At 69.9% G+C, this 21,653-nt stretch carries 19 protein-coding genes; 9 read left to right on the top strand and 10 right to left on the bottom strand.

What is annotated here, in order from left to right; genetic code table 11:
• The first annotated feature begins 96 nt into the window (after window positions 1–96).
• The gene (gene tyrS, locus ACLBWX_RS03490) at window positions 97–1,401 is read left to right on the top strand and encodes a tyrosine--tRNA ligase (protein ID WP_447675685.1); all 1,305 of its coding nucleotides are present in this window, start codon (window positions 97–99) and stop codon (window positions 1,399–1,401) included.
• 24 nt (window positions 1,402–1,425) lie between these two features.
• On the opposite strand, the gene ACLBWX_RS03495 is transcribed toward tyrS, so the two are convergent.
• Window positions 1,426–2,334 (bottom strand): LysR family transcriptional regulator, encoded by a 909-nt coding sequence (locus ACLBWX_RS03495; protein ID WP_447675686.1) that lies wholly within the window; start codon window positions 2,332–2,334, stop codon window positions 1,426–1,428.
• A 94-nt stretch (window positions 2,335–2,428) separates the two neighbouring features.
• On the opposite strand from ACLBWX_RS03495, the gene ACLBWX_RS03500 reads away from it, so the two are divergent.
• Entirely contained in the window at window positions 2,429–3,301 is an 873-nt protein-coding gene (locus tag ACLBWX_RS03500) for an aldo/keto reductase family oxidoreductase (RefSeq protein ID WP_447675687.1), read from the top strand.
• A 169-nt stretch (window positions 3,302–3,470) separates the two neighbouring features.
• On the opposite strand, the gene ACLBWX_RS03505 is transcribed toward ACLBWX_RS03500, so the two are convergent.
• Together ACLBWX_RS03505 and ACLBWX_RS03510 are read right to left on the bottom strand one after the other, a co-directional pair.
• On the bottom strand, window positions 3,471–3,803 hold the full coding sequence (locus ACLBWX_RS03505) for a hypothetical protein (RefSeq protein ID WP_447675688.1): 333 nt from the start codon (window positions 3,801–3,803) through the stop codon (window positions 3,471–3,473).
• Window positions 3,804–4,008: 205 nt separating this feature from the next.
• Window positions 4,009–7,455, bottom strand: a complete 3,447-nt coding sequence (locus ACLBWX_RS03510) for a YhdP family protein (RefSeq protein WP_447675689.1) — start codon at window positions 7,453–7,455, stop codon at window positions 4,009–4,011.
• A gap of 171 nt (window positions 7,456–7,626) precedes the next feature.
• On the opposite strand from ACLBWX_RS03510, the gene ACLBWX_RS03515 reads away from it, so the two are divergent.
• Both ACLBWX_RS03515 and ACLBWX_RS03520 read left to right on the top strand, forming a co-directional pair.
• Window positions 7,627–8,094 carry a peroxiredoxin gene (locus tag ACLBWX_RS03515; RefSeq protein ID WP_447675779.1) on the top strand — a complete coding sequence of 156 codons (468 nt, stop codon included), beginning with the start codon at window positions 7,627–7,629 and terminating at the stop codon, window positions 8,092–8,094.
• Window positions 8,095–8,209: 115 nt separating this feature from the next.
• Window positions 8,210–9,403: a M23 family metallopeptidase gene (locus tag ACLBWX_RS03520; RefSeq protein ID WP_447675690.1), complete on the top strand. Its 1,194-nt coding sequence runs from the start codon at window positions 8,210–8,212 to the stop codon at window positions 9,401–9,403.
• A gap of 102 nt (window positions 9,404–9,505) precedes the next feature.
• Here ACLBWX_RS03520 and prfB read toward each other — a convergent pair.
• Window positions 9,506–10,634 (bottom strand): peptide chain release factor 2 gene (gene prfB / locus ACLBWX_RS03525; RefSeq protein ID WP_447675691.1). Its coding sequence is split into 2 segments (ribosomal slippage): window positions 9,506–10,564 and window positions 10,566–10,634, totalling 1,128 coding nucleotides; the frame shifts between segments, so codons are not numbered across the junction.
• 105 nt (window positions 10,635–10,739) lie between these two features.
• Here prfB and ACLBWX_RS03530 point away from each other — a divergent pair.
• Complete coding sequence (locus ACLBWX_RS03530; protein WP_447675692.1) at window positions 10,740–11,114, top strand: ribosomal maturation YjgA family protein; 375 nt, start codon at window positions 10,740–10,742, stop codon at window positions 11,112–11,114.
• Here the strand turns inward: ACLBWX_RS03530 and ACLBWX_RS03535 are convergent.
• The 4 genes from ACLBWX_RS03535 to ACLBWX_RS03550 form a co-directional block, all read right to left on the bottom strand.
• Window positions 11,111–11,431, bottom strand: a complete 321-nt coding sequence (locus tag ACLBWX_RS03535; RefSeq protein WP_447675780.1) for a hypothetical protein — start codon at window positions 11,429–11,431, stop codon at window positions 11,111–11,113. The two genes, ACLBWX_RS03530 and ACLBWX_RS03535, sit on opposite strands and share 4 nt — an antisense overlap.
• 219 nt (window positions 11,432–11,650) lie before the next feature.
• Entirely contained in the window at window positions 11,651–11,863 is a 213-nt protein-coding gene (locus ACLBWX_RS03540; protein ID WP_447675693.1) for a hypothetical protein, read from the bottom strand.
• Window positions 11,864–12,026: 163 nt separating this feature from the next.
• On the bottom strand, window positions 12,027–13,259 hold the full coding sequence (locus ACLBWX_RS03545; protein ID WP_056475575.1) for an LL-diaminopimelate aminotransferase: 1,233 nt from the start codon (window positions 13,257–13,259) through the stop codon (window positions 12,027–12,029).
• Between the two features lie 250 nt (window positions 13,260–13,509).
• Window positions 13,510–13,836 (bottom strand): hypothetical protein, encoded by a 327-nt coding sequence (locus ACLBWX_RS03550; RefSeq protein WP_447675694.1) that lies wholly within the window; start codon window positions 13,834–13,836, stop codon window positions 13,510–13,512.
• 143 nt (window positions 13,837–13,979) lie between these two features.
• Between ACLBWX_RS03550 and phaC the strand changes: the two genes are divergently transcribed.
• Both phaC and ACLBWX_RS03560 read left to right on the top strand, forming a co-directional pair.
• Window positions 13,980–15,785: a class I poly(R)-hydroxyalkanoic acid synthase gene (gene phaC, locus ACLBWX_RS03555; protein ID WP_447675695.1), complete on the top strand. Its 1,806-nt coding sequence runs from the start codon at window positions 13,980–13,982 to the stop codon at window positions 15,783–15,785.
• Window positions 15,786–15,890: 105 nt separating this feature from the next.
• Window positions 15,891–16,250 (top strand): GNAT family N-acetyltransferase, encoded by a 360-nt coding sequence (locus ACLBWX_RS03560; protein ID WP_447675696.1) that lies wholly within the window; start codon window positions 15,891–15,893, stop codon window positions 16,248–16,250.
• A 13-nt stretch (window positions 16,251–16,263) separates the two neighbouring features.
• Here the strand turns inward: ACLBWX_RS03560 and ACLBWX_RS03565 are convergent, their stop codons facing one another.
• A complete protein-coding gene (locus ACLBWX_RS03565) occupies window positions 16,264–17,589 on the bottom strand; it encodes an OmpP1/FadL family transporter (RefSeq protein ID WP_447675781.1) in 1,326 nt (441 codons plus the stop codon).
• Window positions 17,590–18,035: 446 nt separating this feature from the next.
• On the opposite strand from ACLBWX_RS03565, the gene ACLBWX_RS03570 reads away from it, so the two are divergent.
• Window positions 18,036–18,920, top strand: a complete 885-nt coding sequence (locus tag ACLBWX_RS03570; RefSeq protein WP_447675697.1) for a fumarylacetoacetate hydrolase family protein — start codon at window positions 18,036–18,038, stop codon at window positions 18,918–18,920.
• A 49-nt stretch (window positions 18,921–18,969) separates the two neighbouring features.
• Complete coding sequence (bioB, locus tag ACLBWX_RS03575) at window positions 18,970–19,989, top strand: biotin synthase BioB (RefSeq protein ID WP_447675782.1); 1,020 nt, start codon at window positions 18,970–18,972, stop codon at window positions 19,987–19,989.
• Window positions 19,990–20,016: 27 nt separating this feature from the next.
• On the opposite strand, the gene ACLBWX_RS03580 is transcribed toward bioB, so the two are convergent.
• Window positions 20,017–21,501 (bottom strand): sensor histidine kinase, encoded by a 1,485-nt coding sequence (locus ACLBWX_RS03580; RefSeq protein WP_447675698.1) that lies wholly within the window; start codon window positions 21,499–21,501, stop codon window positions 20,017–20,019.
• Window positions 21,502–21,653: the final 152 nt, after the last annotated feature.

The raw sequence follows: 21,653 nt of genomic DNA on the forward strand, positions 1-21,653 counted from the left end.
GCAGCCCTGCTAAGAGCCGGCCCAACATCCCGTGCGGTGCTATCACGCGGCCTTCGGCCCTGTCCCGCGCCACGATCCAGCAGACCGGAACCTCGCATGTCCCCCGACGCCACCCAGGTCGCCCCCGCCAAGCCCGTCGACGCGTTCGTGCCGCAATCCGATTTCCTGACGGTGCTGACCGAGCGCGGCTACATCCACCAGGGCTCGGACCTCGCGGGCATCGACGCGGCCGCGCGCGAGGGCCGGCTGACGGCCTATGTCGGATACGACTGCACGGCGGCCTCCCTGCATGTCGGCCACCTCCTCTCGATCATGATGCTGCACTGGCTGCAGGCCACGGGCGGCACGCCCATCACCCTGATGGGCGGCGGCACCACCCGGGTCGGCGACCCCTCGGGCCGGGACGAATCGCGAAAGATCCTCACCCTCGAGCAGATCGAGGAGAACAAGGCCGGCATCCAGAAGACGTTCGCGCGCTTTCTCGGCTTCGAGGGCGGCGGCAATGCCGCGACCATGGTCGACAACGCCGAGTGGCTGACGAAGCTGAACTACATCGAGATGCTGCGCGACATCGGGCGCCACTTCTCGGTCAACCGCATGATGTCGATGGACAGCGTGCGCATGCGCCTGGAGCGCGACCAGGAACTCTCGTTCCTGGAATTCAACTACATGATCCTGCAATCCTACGACTTCGTCGAGCTGAACCGCCGCTACGGCTGCGTGCTGCAGATGGGCGGCTCGGACCAGTGGGGCAACATCGTCAACGGCATCGATCTCGGCCGCCGCATGGGCACGCCGCAGCTCTACGGCCTGACCTGCCCGCTCCTCACCACGTCCTCGGGCGCCAAGATGGGCAAGACCGCCGCCGGTGCGGTCTGGCTCGATGCCGGGATGCTGAGCCCGTACGATTACTGGCAGTTCTGGCGCAACACCGAGGATGCCGATGTCGGCCGCTTCCTCAAACTGTTCACCCTGCTGCCGATGGACGAGATCGCGCGTCTCGAAGCCCTGCCGGGCGCCGGCATCAACGAGGCCAAGAAGGTGCTGGCGACGGAGGCCACCGCCCTGATGCATGGCCGCGAGGTGGCTGACGCTGCCGCCGAGACCGCCCGGAAGACCTTCGTCGAGGGCACGGTGGCGCAGGACCTGCCGAGCATCACCGTGTCGCCCGACCTGCTGGAGGCGGGCCTCGGCGTGCTCTCGGCCTTCGGTCCGGACTATGCCAAGCTCCTGCCCTCCACCAGCGAGGGACGCCGCCAGATCAAGAGCGGCGGCCTGCGCGTCAACGACGTTCCGGTGACGGACGAGCGCGCCGTGCTGCGGACCGGGGACCTCACCGCGGATGGCGTGATCAAGCTCTCGTTCGGCCGCAAGAAGCACGTGCTCGTCCGGGTCGGCTGAGCGGGCGGTGGGATCTCGGCGGCTTCAGCCCGCGCGTCGCTGCCGGCCGATGAAATCGACGAAGGCCCGGAGCGGCGCCGGCAGGTAGCGCCGCCCGGGATAGTACAGGAACGGCCCGGAGAAGCGGGGCCACCAGGGTTCGAGCACGGGCTCCAATGCGCCGCTGTCGAGGTGCGGCTGGAGCCAGTCCTCGAACAGGGTGAGGATCCCGATGCCGGCGACGGCGGCCTCGACCGCGAGGTCGGTGGCCGCGCCCACGCGCACGATCAAGGGTCCCGACGGGTCGACCCGGATGGTCTCGCCGTCGCGCTCGAATTCCCAGGCCGTCATCGCGCCGCTGGCGAAGCGCCCACCGATGCAGGCGTGGTCGAGCAGATCGCGCGGATGCTCCGGGCGGCCCCGCCGGTCGAGATAGGCGGGCGCGGCGACCGTGGCGAAGCGCTGCTCGCGCGGGCCGATCGGCACCGCGACCATGTCCTGCTCCAGCCGCTCGTCGTAGCGGATGCCGGCATCGCAGCCCGCCGCCAGCACGTCGACGAAGCTGTCATCGGCGATCACCTCCAGGCGGATCTCCGGATAGGCCGCCAGGAAGGGCGGCACGATCCGGGGCAGGACGAGCCGGGCGGCGCTGACCGGCACGTTGAGCTTGAGGGTGCCGGCCGGACGATCGCGGAACCCGTTGACGACGTCGACGGCCGCCGCGACCTCGCCGAGGGCCGGCTTCAGCCGCTCCAGCAGGCGCGAACCGGCCTCCGTCGGGACGACGCTGCGCGTCGTGCGGTTGAGGAGCCGGACGCCGAGGCGGGTTTCCAGCCGGCGCACCGCCTCGCTCAATCCGGAGGCGCTCGAACCGTTGGCACGGGCGCCGTCACGAAAACCGCCGGCCTCGGCCACGGCGACGAAGGCCACGAGGTCGCTCAGATCCGTCATCACTGTTCGTCCGTTCGCACGACCCGTGCGGACTGTACCGGATTATCGCGGCCTGTCGCGGGGCCTAGCTTCGGGTGACCCAATCCGGAGACACCCGATGAACGCTCTCGAACAGGCCGGCACCTACAAGCTCGGCGACCGCACGGTGAACAGGCTCGGCTACGGCGCCATGCAGCTGGCCGGGCCGCACGTCTTCGGACCGCCGAAGGATCGCGCCCGGGCGGTCGCCGTCCTGCGCGCGGCGGTCGCCGGCGGCGTCAACCACATCGACACCAGCGACTTCTACGGGCCGCACGTCACGAACCAGATCATCCGCGAGGCGCTGCACCCCTATCCGGCCGACCTCGTCATCGTCACCAAGATCGGCGCGCGCCGCGGCGCGGACGCCTCCTGGAACCCGGCCTTCTCCGCCGGAGCGCTGACGGAAGCGGTCCACGACAACCTGCGGAATCTCGGAGTGGACGCCCTCGAGATCGTCAACCTGCGCAGCATGCTCGACGTGCACGGTCCCGCCGAGGGGTCCATCGCGGAGCCCCTGAGCGTCCTGGCGGACCTTCGGCGCCAAGGCCTCGTCCGCCATATCGGGCTCAGCAACGTGACACTGCGGCAGGTCGCCGAGGGACGGGCGATCGTGCCGATCGCCTGCGTGCAGAACGCCTACAATCTCGCGCACCGGACCGACGATGCCCTGATCGACGATCTCGCCGCTTCCGGCATCGCCTACGTGCCGTTCTTTCCTCTGGGCGGCTTCAGCCCGCTGCAATCGACGACGCTGTCGGAGGTGGCCGCGCGCCTGGGCGCGACGCCGATGCAAGTCGCGCTCGCCTGGCTCCTCGCCCGGTCACCCAACATCCTGCTCATCCCCGGCACGTCCTCGCCCAAGCACCTGCGCGAGAACCTGGCCGCCGCCCGTCTGACGCTGCCGGCCTCGGTCCTGTTGGAACTCGACCGCATCGGTGCAGCGCCCTGAGGCCCCCTTGGGCGCACCGACGGCGAAGGCCGCCGGAAGCGGCCGCTTCCCCGCCCTCGACGCGGTTGCGTCCCGCGCTTGGCCCGGTAGAGGGCGGCATCGGCCGTACGGATCAGTTCGTCCTCGGTCCGCGCATGGGCGCGCGAGGCGGCAAAGCCGATGCTCACCGTCATCCTGCGACCGTGGTCGAGGCAGCGATCGGCCTCGACGGTCCGTCGGATCGCCTCGCCGGGGCGGGCGGCCTCTCTCTCTCTCTCTCGAACCCGCCCGGGATCAGGCGGACGAACGCCTCGCCGCGCAAGCGCGCGAGCACCGGTTCGCACGCTGCCCGCGGCCGCGTCCTCGACCGGCCATCGGTGGCCTTGCGCAGCAGGGCGGCGAAGCGGACCCGGGCCGCATCGCCGGGGGCTTGACCGCCGGCGTCGATGATCCGCTCGAAGGGATCGATGTCGAGCATCGGCACGGCCTGGATCAGGACCGTGTCGATCGCGAGAAACAGCATCGGCAGAGGGCGGTCCGGGTCCGGGCGTGGTCCAGGGGCACGACGACGTGCGGCGTGACGGCCGATTAGGCGTCGAGCGCCATCGGGGCGGTCAGCAAGGTGGCGAGGTCGAGGGTCGACGCGGCGGTCCATCGTTCGTGCGCCGATCGGTCCAGCGCGGCCGGGTCGCGGACACGCCGACCGGGTCGGAGGCGGGCGTTTTCCCTCAGCGCTCGATCTCGTTCATCGGCGTGCCGGCCGCGAGCCCGTCATTGCCGCCGCCCGCGCTGAACAGCTTGCGCAGGATACCGGGCGCGAGGGCCGAGAGCGGGTTCACGCTGACGTCGGGTTTGGCGAGGCGGCCCGAGACGCGGAAGTTCAGGGCGAACAGGCCCTCGTTGCGGCCGCCGCCGAGGAGCTGGCCGAGGATCGGCAATTGCGAGACGACGTTGTTCAGACCGTAGAGGGGCACGAAGGTCCCGTTGATGTCGGTGCGTTCCTTGGCGGTGTCGAGGAATCCCGTCATCGTGAAGCCCATGGCGGGGTTCGAGATCGCGGCGTCGCTGATGTCGATGCGGCTGCCGGTGCGCGTGAAGATCGCCCGCAGGCGGTCGAACTCCACGTCGTTGCCGGCATTCTGGACCACGTATTTCCGGCCGCGCGCGTCCGTGACCTCGCTGGTGGCCGGCCCTTGCGCCATGATGCTCGACAGAGCGGGCTCGTTGCGCAGGACGAAGTTGCGGATCTGGACCGAGCCCGGCTGCGGCCCGTCGTTCAGGGCGCTCGTCATGATCAGCTTGCCGCCGTACATGCGCTTGTAGATGTCCGCGAAGCGCAGGGTCGAGCCGGCATCGAGGGTTTCGATGCTGATGCCCGAGCCGCCCCGATCGCTGTGGGTGATCTGCGCGGAGAACGGCGCACTGGTGAACTTGCCCTGGATGCGCCCGCTGCGGATGTCGCGCCCGCGCAGGGCGACCTTGACGGTCGCGTTCGTGAGGGATTCTCCGTTGAAGCCCGTGAGGATGCCGAGGCTGAGATCGGCGTCGATGTCCTTCGGGGCGCCATCGCGGCCGCCCTTGGCGTCGGGTCCGCCGAGGTTGCGCAGGAAGGGGCGCGCATCGGCCACGGCGCCCTTCACGCCGATGCGGTAGCCGTTGCCGTTGCGCTCGGCCTGCAGGCGCATGTCGTCCCCGGGCGAGAGCTTGAAGCTCGACAGGTCGGCCCGCTCGAAACCGCCCTCGCCGTTCAGCGTGGCGCTGCCCCGCGCCAGCAGGGGCGAAGCTTCGACGGAAAGGTCGCGCAGCTCCATGCCGCCACCGGCGGTCTCCTGCATGGTGAAGCTTGCCCGGCCGGGCTTGCCGACCGCCTTCGTGAAGCCCGGCAGCAACCCGTCGCTGCCGGCCCGGGCGAGGTCGGCCTCGACCCGGATCGGCGCCTTGCCGGATGTCGGCCGCCCGATCGGAACGTTGATCCGCACCGGGATCGTGCCGGACAGGAGCGGCGCCACCGGCAGGCCCTTGCGGGCGCGCAACGCTTCGTCGAGGGCGAGGGCCACGTTGATCTCGCCGGGCGCGCCGGCCTTCGGCTGGCGCAGGTCGACCGTCAGCGCCGAACCCAGCACCCGTCCATCGCCCTTCAGCGCGAAGGCGCCCCGGTCGTAGGAGACCGAGAAGCGGCCGGCTTCCAGGCGCTCCTTACCGAAGGCCCTGTCGACGGCGATGTCGGCCAGCGTCCCCGTCATCGTCACCGGAAGGTCCGGCAGGTCGGGCATGTGCTTGAGGTTGAGCGGGAAATCGATCCGCAGGTCGGCGCTGCCCTTGACGGTGGCCGGGTCGAGATCGACCCCGGTCAGGCTCTTGAACATCTTGGTCTGCAGCAGGGAGACCAGCGCATCGGCGCCGCCACCGAGGCGCAGGCCGATCTGCGCCACCACCGTGTCGGGGGTGATCTTCGGGATGACGAAGGAGCCGTCGGAGATCGACAGGGTGCGACTGTCCTGCATGCGCAGATCGGCGGTGACGTTGCGGATCGTCGTCGTCAGGCCCGTGATGGTGCCGGTGACGCGCCCGCGCGTCAGGGGCGGGGCGTCGGCGGAGACCACCAGGCTCGCGTCTGAGACCGAAAAGTCGATGTGGACCGCGTTGTCGGGCATCGGCTCGCCGCGGGTGGCGGCGGCGAGTTCGGGACCGCTCATGTCCATGGTGATGTCGACGGCGTTCACCCGGCCGCCGCGCAGGTTGTCGACCAGGTAGTTGCGCGCGGGCGGCGCCACGTGTTCCGGCCAGAGGCGAAGGGCCGTGCGCCCGTCGGTGTCGGCGGCCACGATGTGCAGGGTCAGCCCGTCGTCGTCGGCGGCGGTCCCGATGGTTCCGGTGATCCGGCCGCTGGCGGCGCCGGCCCGGACCGCGACCTCGTCGATGACGACGCCCCCGGCCTTGCCGGTGAGGTGGGTCGAGATCGTGTCCAGGGTCACCGGCTTGTCGCCGGCATTGGCCCCGCGCAGGACCGCATCCTTGCCCGACAGTTCGAGGGTCCAGGCGGAATCGGCGCCCGGCGGGGCGGCGGTCCAGGCGCCGGAGAGACGCACGGCATTGCCGGCACCGCGATAGTCGAGGGAATCGAGCTTCATCGCCCGGCCGGCCTCGTCCCAGCTCACCGCGGCGGCGAGGCTGTCGATGGTGACCGGGTTGAAATCCTTCTGCTCGATGAGAACGCTGCCGCCGCCGGTGCGGATCTCGGCCGTCATCGTCTCGATGCGCCCGGCATCGATGGCCACGTCGGCCTTGGCCGAGACCTTGAGGTCGGTCTCCACGGGCAGCTTCGACTGGCCGGACAGGAGGAGGAGGTCGTTGATCGGCAGGTCGTCGAGGGTGATGATGCCGGTGCGCTTGGTGCCGCCGGCCTCGTGCAGGTCGCCGCCGAAGCGCCACTCCCCGTGCGGTCCGTCGATGCGCAGCTCGAAGACCCGGGCGTCGCGCACGGCATCCCGCCGGAACAGGCCGTTGACGTGCTCGAAGACGGCGCGCTGGCGGGCATCGTCGTCGATCAGCGTCAGCCGCCCGTTCGTGATCCGCGCCCGGTCGAGGGCGCCGATGACGCCGGCGGAATCGAGCACCACGCCGAAGATCGAGGCGACGCCGGCGGAGATCGGCGAGACGTGCCCGGCGGCGGCATCGACGCTCGGCAGGGTGTGGGGCACCACCGTCCCCGCCTGGCTGCTGTCGGAGGCCGCGAAGGCGATGCTGCCGTTGCGGTGGACCAGGGCGGTCATCTGCAGGTCGCGGAACTCGATGGCGCGCGGCTGGACCGCGAGGCGCAGCAGGCTCCAGGTGTCGAGGCTGACCACCGCCAGGGGTGCCCGGACCACGAGGGCGCCCTCGGGATTGCGGACGTCGAGACCGGCCACCCGCAGGGCGAGAGAGTTCTCCGGGTCGATCTCCAGGGCGCTGTCGGTGAGGTGGACCCGCCAGCCGGGACCGATGCTGCCGGCGATGGCGGAGGCCACCCGCTCGGACATGCCGTCGATCCGCAGCGGACCCATGGCGAGGCGCCCGATCAGCCCCCCGACGGCGATCACCAGGCCGATCGCCAGGGCGGCCACGATCCAGAGCAGCGGCCGCCGCCGGGCGGCGGGCCGCGCGGGTCGCAAACCTTTGGCCGTTTCCTGGTCCATCAATCCTTGTGCCGCTGGATCGGAACGTCCCCTCGGGCTATCGAGCGGCTGTCCTACGGGTTTCAGCTTTCGCGGGTCTTTCGCCTTGTCGGTCCCGACAGTCCGGGGCGTGACGCCCCGTCGCGATGCAACTCCAGTGGCACACCATCAATCGGCCGAAAGGAAGGCATGATGTCCCTCGCTACCGGAGATCAGGCACCCGATTTCACCCTGGCGGGCGCCGGCGACGAGACGATCAGCCTCGGAGCACTGAAGGACCGCAAGGCGGTCCTGTACTTCTACCCCAAGGACGACACGAGCGGTTGTACCTTGGAGGCGCAGGGCTTCAACGCCCTCGGCCCCGACTTCGCCGCGGCTGACACCATCGTGATCGGGGTGTCGCCGGACTCGGTCAAGAGCCACGACAAGTTCCGCGCCAAGTACGCCCTCACCTTTCCGCTCGCCTCCGACGAGAGCAAGGCGATGCTCGAGGCCTACGGCGTCTGGGTCGAGAAGAGCATGTACGGCCGCAAGTACATGGGCGTCGAGCGGACCACGATGCTCCTCGACAGGACCGGCCGCATCGCGCGGATCTGGCCGAAGGTGAAGGTGCCGGGTCACGCCGAGGAGGTTCTGGCCGCCGCCCGCGAGTTGGCCTGAAACGGCGAGTCGGCATGGCGAGGCGACCGGCATGGTGAATCGTCGGACCGGCGTCTTGGCGGTTCGTTAACTCTGATCCGGGCAAGGTGACGCCGTGGATCAGGTCACGCGTCCCATGCCATCGTCCTCTCGGAACACCTCCTCGAAGGCGACCCGCGTCGTCTCCGCCGCGCCCGGCCCGAAGCTTCGGTCACGCCTCCTCGCCGGGGCGCTGGCCCTCGCGGTCGCCTGGGCCGGCGGGGCGACGTACTACCTCGTCTTCCACGACGAGGTGCTCGCCCGCTTCGTCTCGCAGCAGAGCGCGATCCAGTACGGCTACGAGGAACGGATCGGTGCGCTCCGCCTCCAGCTCGACCGGGTGACGATGGAGCAGGCGTCGGCGCGCGACGGGATCGCCCAGCGCGTGGCGGAGCTGGCCCGACGCCAGGCCGCCATGGAGGCACGCCAGGCCGTGCTGGCGAATCTCGCCGGCGATACCGGCGCCGCGGCGCTTCCCCCTCCGGCGGCCGAGGTCCCCGAGCCCGCGCCGAGACCGCTTCCGGGCGGCAAGCCCTTCCCGACCCCCGACGGCCTGCGACTGCGGACCGACGTCGAAGCCATGCCCGGCCGGCAATCCGCCCGCGCGGCGGAGAGCCGGCTCGCGGCCCTGGAGCAGCGCCTCGACGGCCTCGCCGAGGCCCAGTCGCGCGTGCTCGCCAATCTCGGCCTGCGCGCCGGCAAGGGCGCCCAGCGCCTGCGCCAGATGGTGGTCCGCCTCGGCCTCGACCCGGCCCGCTTCGAGCCGGAGCGCCCCGCCGGCATCGGCGGCCCCCTGGTGCCCCTGAGCGACGCGTTCGGCGCGTCGCTGGCGGACGTGCAGCGCTCCATCGCCGAGGAGGCGCACCTGCGCCGGATCACCGCCGGCCTGCCGGTGCGCCGTCCCCTCGCCGGCGAGCTCAGCCTGTCGAGCAATTTCGGTGCGCGCCTCGATCCCTTCACCCGAGGTTACGCCATGCATACCGGCATGGACATGCGCGCGGAGACCGGCGAGCCGGCCCGCGCCACGGCGGCCGGCCGGGTCACGGTGGCGGATTACAACGGAGGCTACGGCAACATGGTCGAGGTCGACCACGGCCACGGCCTGGTGACCCGCTACGCCCACCTTTCGGCCTTCGACGTGGTGCCCGGCCAATGGGTCGCGCCCGGCACGGTGGTCGGCCGCGTCGGCTCCACCGGGCGCTCCACCGGCAGCCACCTGCATTACGAGACCCGGATCGACGGCGAGCCCGTCGATCCGGTGCGCTTCCTCAGGGCCGCCGACGCGCTCTGATCGGGATACGGCGGGACCGCACCGGGCCTCATGGCCTCACCCGAGGCCTGCCGCCGGCAGTGCCCGCCGTGCGCGGTCCCGATGGGATCCGTGCCCGGGCGCCTACTCGATGTCCTCGACCACGTCGGCGCCGCCATAGACGCGCTGGGCCAGGGACGCTTCCATGAAGGGGTCGAGGGAGCCGTCGAGCACCGCGTCCGGATCGGTGGACTGGGTGCCGGTGCGCAGGTCCTTCACGAGCTGATAGGGCTGCAGCACGTAGCTTCGGATCTGATGGCCCCAGCCGATATCGGTCTTGGCGGCGGCCTCGGCGCTGGCCTTCTCCTCCCGCTTCTTCAGCTCGGCCTCGTACATGCGGGCGCGCAGCATGTTCCAGGCGGTGGCCCGGTTCTTGTGCTGCGAGCGCTCCTGCTGGCACGCCACCACGATGCCCGTCGGGATGTGGGTGATGCGCACCGCCGAATCGGTGGTGTTCACGTGCTGGCCGCCCGCACCCGACGACCGGTAGGTGTCGATGCGGCAGTCGGATTCCTTGATCTCGATCTCGATCCGGTCGTCGATCACCGGATAGACCCAGACGCTGGCGAAGCTGGTGTGGCGGCGCGCACTCGAATCGTAGGGCGAGATGCGGACCAGCCGGTGCACGCCCGATTCGGTCTTGAGCCAGCCATAGGCGTTGTGACCCTTGATCAGGAGCGTGGCGCCCTTGATCCCGGCCTCGTCGCCGTCCGACCACTCGACGATCTCGACCTTGTACTTCCGGCGCTCGGCCCAGCGGGCATACATGCGCTGAAGCATGTTGGCCCAGTCCTGGCTCTCGGTGCCGCCCGCACCCGAATGGACTTCGAGATAGGTGTCGAAACCGTCCGCCTCGCCGGAGAGAAGCGTCTCGATCTGGCGGCGCGCGGCCTCCTTCTCGACGGCCCGCACGCCGGCCTCGCCCTCCAGGATGGTGGCCTCGTCGCCCTCCATCTCGCCGAGTTCGATCAGCGTATGGGAATCCTCGAGGTCCTGGCTCAGCTTCTTGATCGCGGTCAGCGCGTCATCGAGCTGGGTGCGCTCGCGCATGACCTTCTGGGCCGCCTCGGCGTCGTTCCAGAGTTCGGGGTTCTCGGAAGCCGCATTCAGCTCCGCGAGGCGTTTCTCGACGGTATCCCAGTCAAAGATGCCTCCTCAGCAGTCCGATCGACTGCTTGGCGGCATCCGAGAGTTGTTCGATCTCGGCGCGCATCTGGTGTTTCGGGCTCGTGGTTCGGGGGTGTGGGACGGGGTGATACCGGGCCGGCCGGATGGTGTAAACGGCGCGCACCCGTCGCCGCCCCAGGATCGTCGAACGATGCAGGCCGAGACCACCCGGCGGCTCCGGCTTCTCGCGCTGACCATCCTCGTCGTCGCGGCCGGCCTCGTCCTGCGCCTCGCGCCCCTCGGCCTCCCGGCCACGGTGACGAAGTGGAGCGGCTCGGTGCTCTGGGGCGCGATGGTCTACGGGCTCGTCGGCCTCGTTCTGCCGCGATCGCGCGGGCGGATCCTCGCGATGGCGGCCGCCATCGCCGTCGCGGTCGAGCTCTTCCGGCTGGTCCACACCCCGGAGCTCGACGCCTTCCGGCTGACGCTGGCCGGCAAGCTCCTGATCGGCCGGGTGTTCTCGCCCTGGAATCTCGGCGCCTACGCGGCCGGCATCCTGGCCGCGCGCCTGGCCGACCGGCGCTAGCGCAGGGCCGGACGGACGTAGTCGGGCGGGCCGATGCGGGCCGGCGCCAGGATGTACTCGCGCGGGCGATGGCGCTGGTTCAGCGGGCCTTCGCTGAGGCCGTCGCTGAAGTAATCCGTGCCGGTCAGGCCGAAGCCGCCGCCGTTCATCACGCTCGGCACCGGAACGGCGTAGGGCACGTCCGGGATCGGGCGACCGGTGTCGGGGCTGGTGGGCAGGACGATCGGGCCCTGGGTCCCGAGGAAGAGGGTCTGCGCGGATGCAGGGACGGTGAACCCGAGACCGAGCAGGCCGGCGGCAATCAGGGTTCGCATCATCAGCACCACGAGATCACTCCTGCGGGCGGCCCGAGACCGGGAGGAGAGGCGCCCGCGCCCATCATGCTCCATTCCGAAGGCGCTGTCCGTGTCCGTTCGGTCGCGCCGCCACGACATTCGTCAAAGTCCTGTGGGCAAGAGCCCCGTGCAGGGGTGCCCGGACCGCGCGAGGCCGGGCGATCGGCCCGGCCCTGAAAAGCGATGGGGCCGAGCGTCGTCTCAGCCCTTGGAGCGGAGCACCACGGAGCGCTCCTGGAGCACCGGCTCGCAGGTCGAGTAGAAGCCGTTCAGGACGGTCGGGCGCGAGTTGCACTCGTAGCCGAGACTCGGCTCGGGCGCCGGCACCGGGTCGCGGGCGACGATCGGCTTCGGGGCGCAGGCACCCGCGGAGGCGCTCAGCACCAGGGCGACGGCAAGGGTCAGGCGACGCATACGATCCTCGGGCCTCGGCGAACGGGCCGCGCGCATCCATCGGGCGCGGCACAGCATCGTCCGACCCTGCGGACCTCGCACCGCCGTGACAAGCGCATCGCGCCGTTTCGCCAAGCTTTGCGGGCGCCTGTCTCCCGGCCGCAACAACCGGCCGGGCGCCTGCTCAGCCGGCCTTCGACAGCGGCGCCTCGGGGAGCGGCACCACGTTGTGCAGCGTCTTGTCCGAGGTCTCGAAGAAGCGCCGGACGTTGCGCGCCGCCTGCCGGATGCGCTGCTCGTTCTCGACGAGGGCGATGCGGACGTAGTTGTCGCCGTGCTCGCCGAAGCCGATGCCGGGGGCCACGGCCACGTCCGACTTCTCGAGGAGGAGCTTCGAGAACTCGAGGCTGCCCAGCGCCTGATACTTCTCCGGGATCGGCACCCAGGCGAACATCGAGGCGGACGGGGTCGGGATCTTCCAGCCCGTCTTGCCGAAGGACTCGATCAGCGCGTCGCGGCGCTTCCTGTAGATGGAGCGCATCTCGACGATGCAATCCTCCGGCCCGTTGAGGGCGGCGGTGGCGGCGACCTGGATCGGCGTGAAGGCGCCGTAATCGAGGTAGGACTTCACCCGGGTGAGCGCGGCGAGCAGGCGCTCGTTGCCGACCGCGAAGCCCATGCGCCAGCCGGCCATGGAGAAGGTCTTGGACAGGGACGAGAACTCCACCGTGCAGTCGATGGCACCGGGGATTTCCAGGACGGAGGGCGGCGGATCGCCGTCGAAGTAGACCTCGGCATAGGCGAGATCCGACAGGATGATGATCTCGTGGCGCTTCGCGAAGGCGACGAGGTCCCGGTAGAAGTCGAGGCTCGCCACGTAGGCGGTGGGGTTCGAGGGGTAGCAGACCACGATGGCCACCGGCTTCGGAATCGAGTGCTGCATCGCCTTCTCGACCGCGGGGAAGAAGGCGGGCGTCGGTTCGGCCGGAACGGAGCGGATGACCCCGCCGGCCATGAGGAAGCCGAAGGCGTGGATGGGATAGCTCGGGTTCGGCACCAGCACCACGTCGCCCGGCGCGGTGATCGCCTGCGCCATGTTGGCGAAGCCCTCCTTCGAGCCGAGCGTCGCCACCACCTGGGTGTCGGGGTTCAGGCTCACGCCGAAGCGGCGCTTGTAGTAGCTCGCCTGGGCGCGGCGCAGGCCGGCGATGCCCTTGGAGGCGGAGTACCGGTCCGTGCGCGGACGGCCGGCGGTCTCCACCAGCTTGGCGATGACGTGCTTCGGGGCGTCGAGGTCCGGGTTGCCCATGCCGAGATCGATGATGTCGGCGCCGTTGGCGCGGGCCTGGGCCTTGATCCGGTTCACCTGCTCGAAGACGTAGGGGGGCAGGCGCTTGATGCGGTGGAAGTCGGTCATGGCCTTCACGATGTCCGAAATGGAATTGAGGCGCGGAGAGACGGGCGTCACCGCCGCGCGAAGCTGTCATCATCCCGAGACGGGAGCGTGGTCTAGTCCGAAGGTCCCTCGGGCGGCTTCCGGACGTCCTTTGACGGCTCCGCCTTGCGCAGGGCCGTCGCGGAATTCGCACGCTCGGGCGAGCTCTAGCAGTTCTGTGGCCCGACGCCGAACGTTATCTGGCGGCCCCGACGGCCCGATCCGGCGGACCTTACGGCTTGGCGCCCTGGGCGGCGCTCGCGGCGGATCGGCCGCGCGCCTCGTTCCGGCCCCGGGCCGCGACGAGCTCGTCCTCCAGCGCCCGCGTGCCCTCGGGCGTCTTGGCGCGGATGGGCCGGGCCGGGGCGGAGACGCCGACGGGCATGAACGCGTCGTCGCCGCGGCGCGACTGCGCGACGAAATCGGGCGCCTTGGCCGGCGGACCCGCCTCGCCGGTGCCGTAGGCGATCCGCATCGGATTCAGGTCGCCGGAACAGCCGGCGAGCAGGATCGCGAACACCAAGCTCGCGACAAACTGAGGGTTGTGAAGCCGGGACATGGGAGAAGTCGGCCGTTTCGGAGTCATGCGCACTGGCGGAACTCCGCGATGGCGCGTTAATTTGTCGGAAACGAGGCCCCCTCGGCCCCGCGGCAGGCGTCGCGCGGTGAAAGGCCGGGCCACACTCGGGGAGAGACGCACGCGTGACGACCGAACGGACGACACCGCTGCCCGACATCGAGGCTCTGTCCCGCAACGCGAGCCTGCTGGTCGAGGAATTCGGCCGGGCCGCATCGCGCTACATGAAGCCCGTCGGCGCGCCGGACGCCCTGCCGGTCGAGGCCGTCGAACCCCCCGAGGAGGTCAAGGACGTGGTGCGCACCCTCGGCAGCGTCGCCGAGACCTGGCTCGCCGACCCGAAGCGGACCGTCGAGGCGCAGACGAAGCTGAGCGAGGCCTTCATCACCCTCTGGGGCTCGACCTGGCAGCGCCTTCAGGGCGAGAACGCTGCGCCCGTGGCGCAGCCCGAGCCGAAGGACAACCGCTTCGCTCACGCCGAATGGTCCACCAACCCGATCTTCGACTTCATCAAGCAGAGCTACCTCATCACCTCGCGCTGGGCCGAGGAACTCGTCGAAGAGGCCGAGGGCATCGACGAGCACACCCGGCACAAGGCGCATTTCTACCTGCGCCAGATCACCGGGGCCTTGTCGCCCTCGAACTTCGTGATGACCAATCCGGAGCTGATCCGGCACACCCTGAAGGAGAACGGCGCCAACCTCGTGCGCGGCATGAAGATGCTCGCCGAGGACATCGAGGCCGGCAAGGGCCAGCTCCGGGTGCGCCAGACCGATCCGGCCGCCGGCTTCGAGGTGGGCGTCAACGTCGCGGTGACGCCCGGCGAGGTGGTCTTCCGCAACGACCTGATGGAGCTGATCCAGTACGCGCCGACGACCGACACCGTGCTGAAGCGGCCGTTCCTGATCGTGCCGCCCTGGATCAACAAGTTCTACATCCTCGACCTGAACCCGTCGAAGAGCCTGATCGCCTGGATGGTCAGCCAGGGCCTGACGGTGTTCTGCATCTCCTGGGTCAATCCCGATGCGCGGCACGCCGACAAGGATTTCGAGAGTTACATGCGGGAGGGCATCGAGACCGCGATCGATGCCATCGGGGTCGCCACCGGCGAGAGCGAGGTCTCGGCGGCGGGCTACTGCGTCGGCGGCACCCTGCTGGCCGTCACCCTGGCGATGCAGGCCGCCACCGGCAACAAGCGCATCAAGAGCGCCACCTTCCTGACCACCCAGGTCGATTTCACCCATGCGGGCGACCTGAAGGTGTTCGCCGACGAGGATCAGATCCGCCTGATCGAAACGCGGATGCAGAAGCGCGGCTATCTCGAGGGCACCGGCATGGCCACCGCCTTCAACATGCTGCGCCCCAACGACCTGATCTGGTCCTACGTGGTCAACAACTACGTCAAGGGCCAGACGCCGATGCCCTTCGACCTCCTGTACTGGAACGCCGATTCGACCCGGATGCCGGCGGCCAACCACTCGTTCTACCTGCGCAACTGCTACCTCGACAACACGCTCGCGCAGGGCAAGATGATCCTCGGCAACGTGCGCCTCGACCTGAAGAAGGTGAAGATCCCGATCTTCAACCTGGCCACCAAGGAAGATCACATCGCCCCCGCCCTGTCGGTGTTCGAGGGCTCCGCGAAGTTCGGCGGGCCGGTCGATTACGTGCTCGCCGGGTCGGGCCACATCGCGGGGGTCGTCAATCCGCCGGCCAAGCCGAAATACGGCTTCTGGACCGGCGGCCCGGCCGCGGGGCGGTTCGAGGACTGGGTGGCGGCCGCCACGGAGACCAAGGGTTCCTGGTGGCCCTACTGGTTCCAGTGGCTGGAGCATCAGGCCCCGACCCGCGTGCCGGCGCGGGTTCCCGGCGAAGGCGGCCTGGCCTCCCTCGGGCCGGCTCCCGGCACCTATGTGCGCATGAAGGCGTGAGCGCCGAATCGGACGCGCCGGGCTGGACGATCCGCCTGGAGGCGCCTCTGGACCCGGCCCTTCGAGCCGAGCCTGGTACCCCTCGTCGCGTACAACGAAGCCCAGGTGCCGAACGGCGACTGGGGATCGCTGGCGCTGACCGTCAGGGACGCGGACGGCGCCGTCGTCGGCGGCCTCTGGGGCCGCACCGGCTATGGCATGCTGTTCGTGGAATTGCTGGCGCTGGGCCCCGCCCGGGGGCGTGGCCTCGGCCGGCGCCTGATGCAGGACGCGGAGGCCGAGGCGCGCCGGCGCGGCCTGTCCGGGATCTGGCTCGACACCTGGACTTTCCAAGCGCCCGGATTCTACGAGCGCCTCGGCTTTGTCGAGTGCGGGCGGATCACCGACTATCCGCCCGGCCATGACCGGATCTTCTACGTGAAGCGCTTCGAGGGCGGCGGATCCGCACCGACCCCGCCGCCCTGAGGTTTTCGCTGGTTCAGAACTTGCGCACCAGCGGGGCCGGCGCGGCGACGGCCGGATCGCCGAAGACGTAGCGGAAGCCCACCGAGACGATGTCGGCGCTGCTGTCGGCCACGCCGGCGAAGACGACGTTCTGAACGTTGTAGTCACGTCCGGGACCGGCGAGGATGCGACCCTTGTCGACGAAGAAGTGCGAGTAGGCGACGTTGAGGGTCAGCTTCTCGCTCCAGCGGTAGCTGCCGCCGACCGAGACGTTCACCCGGTCGCCGTCGGGCAGGCGCACGGAGCGGTTCGAGAAGTCGATCGGCGAGGATTCGTAGGCGACGCCGGCGCGGACCGTGAGGGCCGGCGACCAGTCGTACTCGCCGCCGATCGAGTAGGTGTAGCCGTCCTTGTAGTTGAGGGTCAGCGGCGGCGCCGCGGCCCGTGCCCCGGCCGAGACGATGTTGATCAGTCCGACGCGGCTCCAGTTGTCCCATTCGAAGCCGAGATTGATGCGCGCCACCGGGGTGATCGCCTGCGTGAGGCCGACGCTCAGCTTCTCGGGCGTGTTGAGCTTGGCCTTGATGTCGCCTCCGAGCGCCGAGAAGGCGCCCGGCAGGATGAGCTGGCCGCCGATGTCGTGGTGCACCGAGGAGCGGTAGCCGACGCCGATGGCCGTGCCGTCGAAAGGCGTGATCAGTGCGCCGGCGGTGAAGCCGACCCCCCAGGAATCACCCTTCAGGCCCGAGCTCGGCAGAGCGGCCGGATTGAAGACGGCGCCCGGGATGAAGGCCTGGCGCAGGACGAGCTTGAAGTACTCGATGTTCGGGCCGGCGGCGACCGAGAGCCACTCGTTGACCTTGAAACCGATGACCGGGTTGAAGGCCAGCGAGAAGATGCGGCTGGAGCGGCCGTAGAGCTCGCCCGACCAGGTCTGGCGCGGCTTCGTCACGAGGCCGAAGGGCGCGCCCGTGGTGATGCCGACCCAGAGGCGGTCGTTGAGCTGGTAGGAGGTGGCGCCCGCCGGGACGATGGCGCCCTGGCCGAGTTCGCCGCTGTCGCCGAGACGGGCGAAGGCCGGGTTCGTGCCGACATCGGGCGTGATCTTCGCCGACAGGTTGATGAAGCTCAGGTTCTGTTCGGTGACCCAGCCCGGACGCATGGTCACGGTGGCGGGGTTCCAGAACATCGAGGAGACGCCGCCGGAGCCGGAGGCAGCGCCCGCCCAGGCGAGCCCCTGGGTCTGGGCGCTCTGCTCGCGGATGCCGAAGGCGCCGGCCGAGGCGCCAGCCACGCTGGCGCAGAGGATGGCCGCGGAAACTCCCGATCGCGCGAAGCTCCGGATGGAACGGCCCCGAATCGTGCCCATCATGACGTAAGACCCACCCTTGTTGTTGGCGCTCGCTAGTCCCGTCCCGATCGGATCGGTCTCGCACCTTGGGTGAGACAATGACGCGACTGGCGCAACTTCGCAATCCGAACATAATCAAGTAAAAATATAGTATAAGTTCTAAGCTGAACTTCTGCGAGCGCGATATTGCAGCCTCGGAATCGCCGGCGCCAGGAAGCCGGCAGAATGGTTCACATCTAAACTCTCGTTGTCGTGAGTAAGCGCCGAACCGGAAAAAACGCGGGACTCGCATCTCCGGGAAGCGGTGTGACCTTTCGGCGACAAAACCGGCCGGATCCGGCCCGGACGCGGCTTCGGCGGGTCGCTTCGCGCGGCATCCGTCGCGGATCGCCCCTTGCCGGGTGTCCCCGCGCGATCGATGTCAGGCATCGCAACGTCATGCGGAGGCACGAGCGATGAAACTGGTACGGCACGGCGCGAGCGGAGACGAGAAGCCGGGTCTCATCGATTCGCAGGGGGTCCTGCGCGACCTCTCGGCCCATGTGCGCGACATCGCCGGCCCGGCCCTCTCGCGTGAGACGCTGGAGCGCCTGCGCCGGATCGACACCGCGAGCCTGCCCGCCCTTGCGGCCGACACCCGGCTCGGACCCTGCGTCGGCGGCACCCGCAACTTCGTCGCCATCGGGCTGAACTTCACCGATCACGCCGCCGAGATCGGCGCCGACATCCCGCCCGAGCCGATCATCTTCAACAAGGCGCCCTCGTGCCTCGCGGGCGCCAACGACCGGGTGATCCTGCCCAAGGGCTCGGCCAAGACCGACTGGGAGGTGGAGCTCGCCCTCGTCATCGGCGCGCGCGCCTCCTACGTGCACGCCAACGAGGCCCTGTCCTACGTGGCCGGCGCCTGCATCTGCAACGACGTGTCCGAGCGCGCGTACCAGATGGAGCGCGGCGGCACCTGGACGAAGGGCAAGGGCTGCCCGACCTTCGGCCCGCTCGGTCCCTGGCTCGTCACCCTCGACGAGATCCCCGACCTGAAGAACCTCGCCATGTGGCTCGACGTGAACGGCACCCGGATGCAGACCGGCTCCACGGCGACGATGATCTTCGATGCCGCGCAGCTCGTCGCCTACGTCTCGCACTTCATGATGCTGGAGCCCGGCGACGTCATCACCACCGGCACGCCCCCCGGCGTCGGCATGGCGCGCAAGCCGCCGCGTTTCCTGCGCAGCGGCGACGTGATGACCCTCGGCATCGCGGGCCTGGGCGAGCAGCGGCAGGAGATCGTCGCCTTCGACGGCTGGACCGCCAAGGTGGCGGCGGGCGAGCCCACGCATTGAAGGCACCGGCCGGCTTGATTTTCCGGCCGGGATTCGCCTCATGGGGACCATGACCGATACCCTGGCCCCCCTCGCCTTCCGCCCGGCCCCCGCGACAGCCGCGATCCGTCACGACTGGAGCGTGGCCGAGATCCAGGCGATCCACGATCTGCCGCTCCTCGACCTCGTGTTCCGTGCGGCCGAGGTCCATCGCGCGCACAACGATCCGTCCGACATCCAGCGGGCCAGCCTGCTGTCGATCAAGACCGGCGGATGCCCTGAGGATTGCGCCTATTGCCCGCAATCGGCGCATCACAAGGGCACCGGCATGGCCCGCGAGCGCCTGATGCCGGTGGATGCCGTGCTGCGCGAGGCGGCCGAGGCGAAGGCGGCCGGCGCCCACCGCTTCTGCATGGGCGCGGCCTGGCGCCAGCCCAAGGACGGACCGGAATTCGACGCCGTGCTGGCGATGGTGCGCGGCGTGCGCGGTCTCGGCATGGAAGCCTGCGTGACCCTCGGGATGCTGTCGCCCTCGCAGGCCGAGCGCCTCGCGGAGGCCGGGCTCACCTCCTACAATCACAACCTCGACACCGGGCCGGACTTCTACGGCGACATCATCTCCACGCGGACCTACGCGGATCGCCTGACCACCCTGCAGAACGTGCGCGACGCCGGCATCGGCGTGTGCTGCGGCGGCATCGTCGGCATGGGCGAGGGCGTGAAGGACCGCGCCAGCATGCTCCAGGTGCTGGCGAACCATGCGCCGCATCCGGAGAGCGTGCCGATCAACGCCCTGGTGGCGGTGGAGGGGACGCCCCTGGAGGATCGCTCGGCGGTCGATCCCCTCGATCTGGTGCGGATGTGCGCCACGGCCCGCATCGTGATGCCGCGCGCCCGGGTGCGTCTGAGCGCCGGCCGCAAGGGCCTGACCCGCGAGGCGCAGATCCTGTGCTTCCTCGCCGGCGCCAACTCGATCTTCTACGGCGAGCGCCTGCTGACCACCGCCAACAACGAGACCGATTCCGACGCCGAGCTCCTGCGCGACATCGGCATCACCGTCCCGGGCCTGACCCTGGCGGCGGCGGAGTAGCGCCCGACCCCGGCCCCGACCGCCGGTTCAGGCGCCGGCGGCGTCCGGGATGGTGATGCGGAAGCAGGTCCCGATGGCGGTGTCGTCGAGGCTGAGGCGACCGCCGTTGAGCTCGATCAGCTCGGAGGCGATGGCGAGGCCGAGGCCCGTGCCGCCGGCGCGCGACGAGCCCTTGAACGGCGAGAACAGGTGCTCGCGGGCGCGGGGCGGGAGGCCCGGGCCGTTGTCCGCGACGAGGATCTGCGTCTCGCCGGACCCGGGCTGACCCCGCCGGCGCGCCTCGATTGTGATCTCGGGATTCTCCTGGGTCGGGGGCTCGTAGCCGGCGCCCTGGGGACTCAGCGCCTGCACCGCGTTCCGGACGATGTTGGCGAGCGCCCGCGAGAACTGGTCGGGATCGACGAAGATCCGCAATTCACCGGGGCAGATCTCGCGGATGACGATCTTCGAATCGCGCCCACGCCCGGCCAGGTCGGCCTGTTCGGCGAAGATCGGGGCGAGCGGCACGAGGCGCCGGTCCGGGTTGCGCTCCGTCGCCCGGCCATAGGCCAGGGACTCCTCGCAGAAACGGATCGCGCGATCGAGGGTCGCGACGAGGCGCGGCGCCACCCGCTGGGCCACGGGGTCGGCGATGCCGTCGAGGCGGTCGCTGAGGAGCTGCGCCGTGGTCAGCAGGTTGCGCAGTTCGTGGTTGATCTTGCTCACCGACAGGCCGAGCCCGGCCAGCCGGCGCTTCTCGCGCAGCTCCTGCGCCAGCGCGGTCTCCATACGGGCCAGGGCGATCTCGGCATGGCCGATCTCGTCGGTGCGGCGCGACGGCACGATCACGCCGTCGATCGCTTCCGGATTGTCGGCGAATTCCGTGATGTTCTCGACGAGGCGCCGGACCGGCCTCACGATCGCCCGCTGCAGGACGAGGAAGATCAGGCCGGCCACCGCGGCCGCGAGGGCCATGGACGACAGGGCCAGCCGGATCGAGAAATCCGCCACCGCCTCCCGGAAGGGACCCGGGTCCATCAGGATCTCGACGAGGTCGAAGCCGTCGCGCCCGTGTCCGATCACGCGGATCGGGTCGGGCGACTCCAGGAAGAGCGTGCGGGCGACGCCGCGGACCGAGCGGATCCAATGCTCCGAGCGCAGGTCGATGATCTCCGAGACCCTGTCGGGCACGGTCTCGTTGGCCAGAAGCCGGCGGGTCCCGTTGCCGCGCACCGCGATGGCGCGGGCTCCGGCACCGGCGAGCAGGCGCTGGGACAGGCCTTCCGAGACCTGCTGGTCGGGCGCGGCATCGAGGACGAGGGCGGCGACCTGGGCGGCCGCGATCCGGTCCGAGAGCCACATCCGGCGGTAGTTCGCCACCGTGGGCACGTAGATCAGTACCTCGATGAGGGCGACGAAGGCCACGGTCAGCAGGAACAGCCGGCCGGACAGGCCAAGATGTCGGCCGAGCCCACGCTCGGCCACGGGGGACGTCGCGGCCACCTTCTGGTCGAATTCGACGTGCGACGTCACACCCATCTCGGTACTTAGCGGTTCCGGTGTTCCAAGGGCGCGGCGGCGGACGGCGAAAACCTGATCTGGAGAGCGGTCCGGTGGCGTTTTCAGGGCGACGGCTCGACGCGCGATTGCCCACCAACGCTCCGGACGGCATTAGGCTGCGTCCA

Source organism: Methylobacterium sp. M6A4_1b (assembly GCF_053345175.1).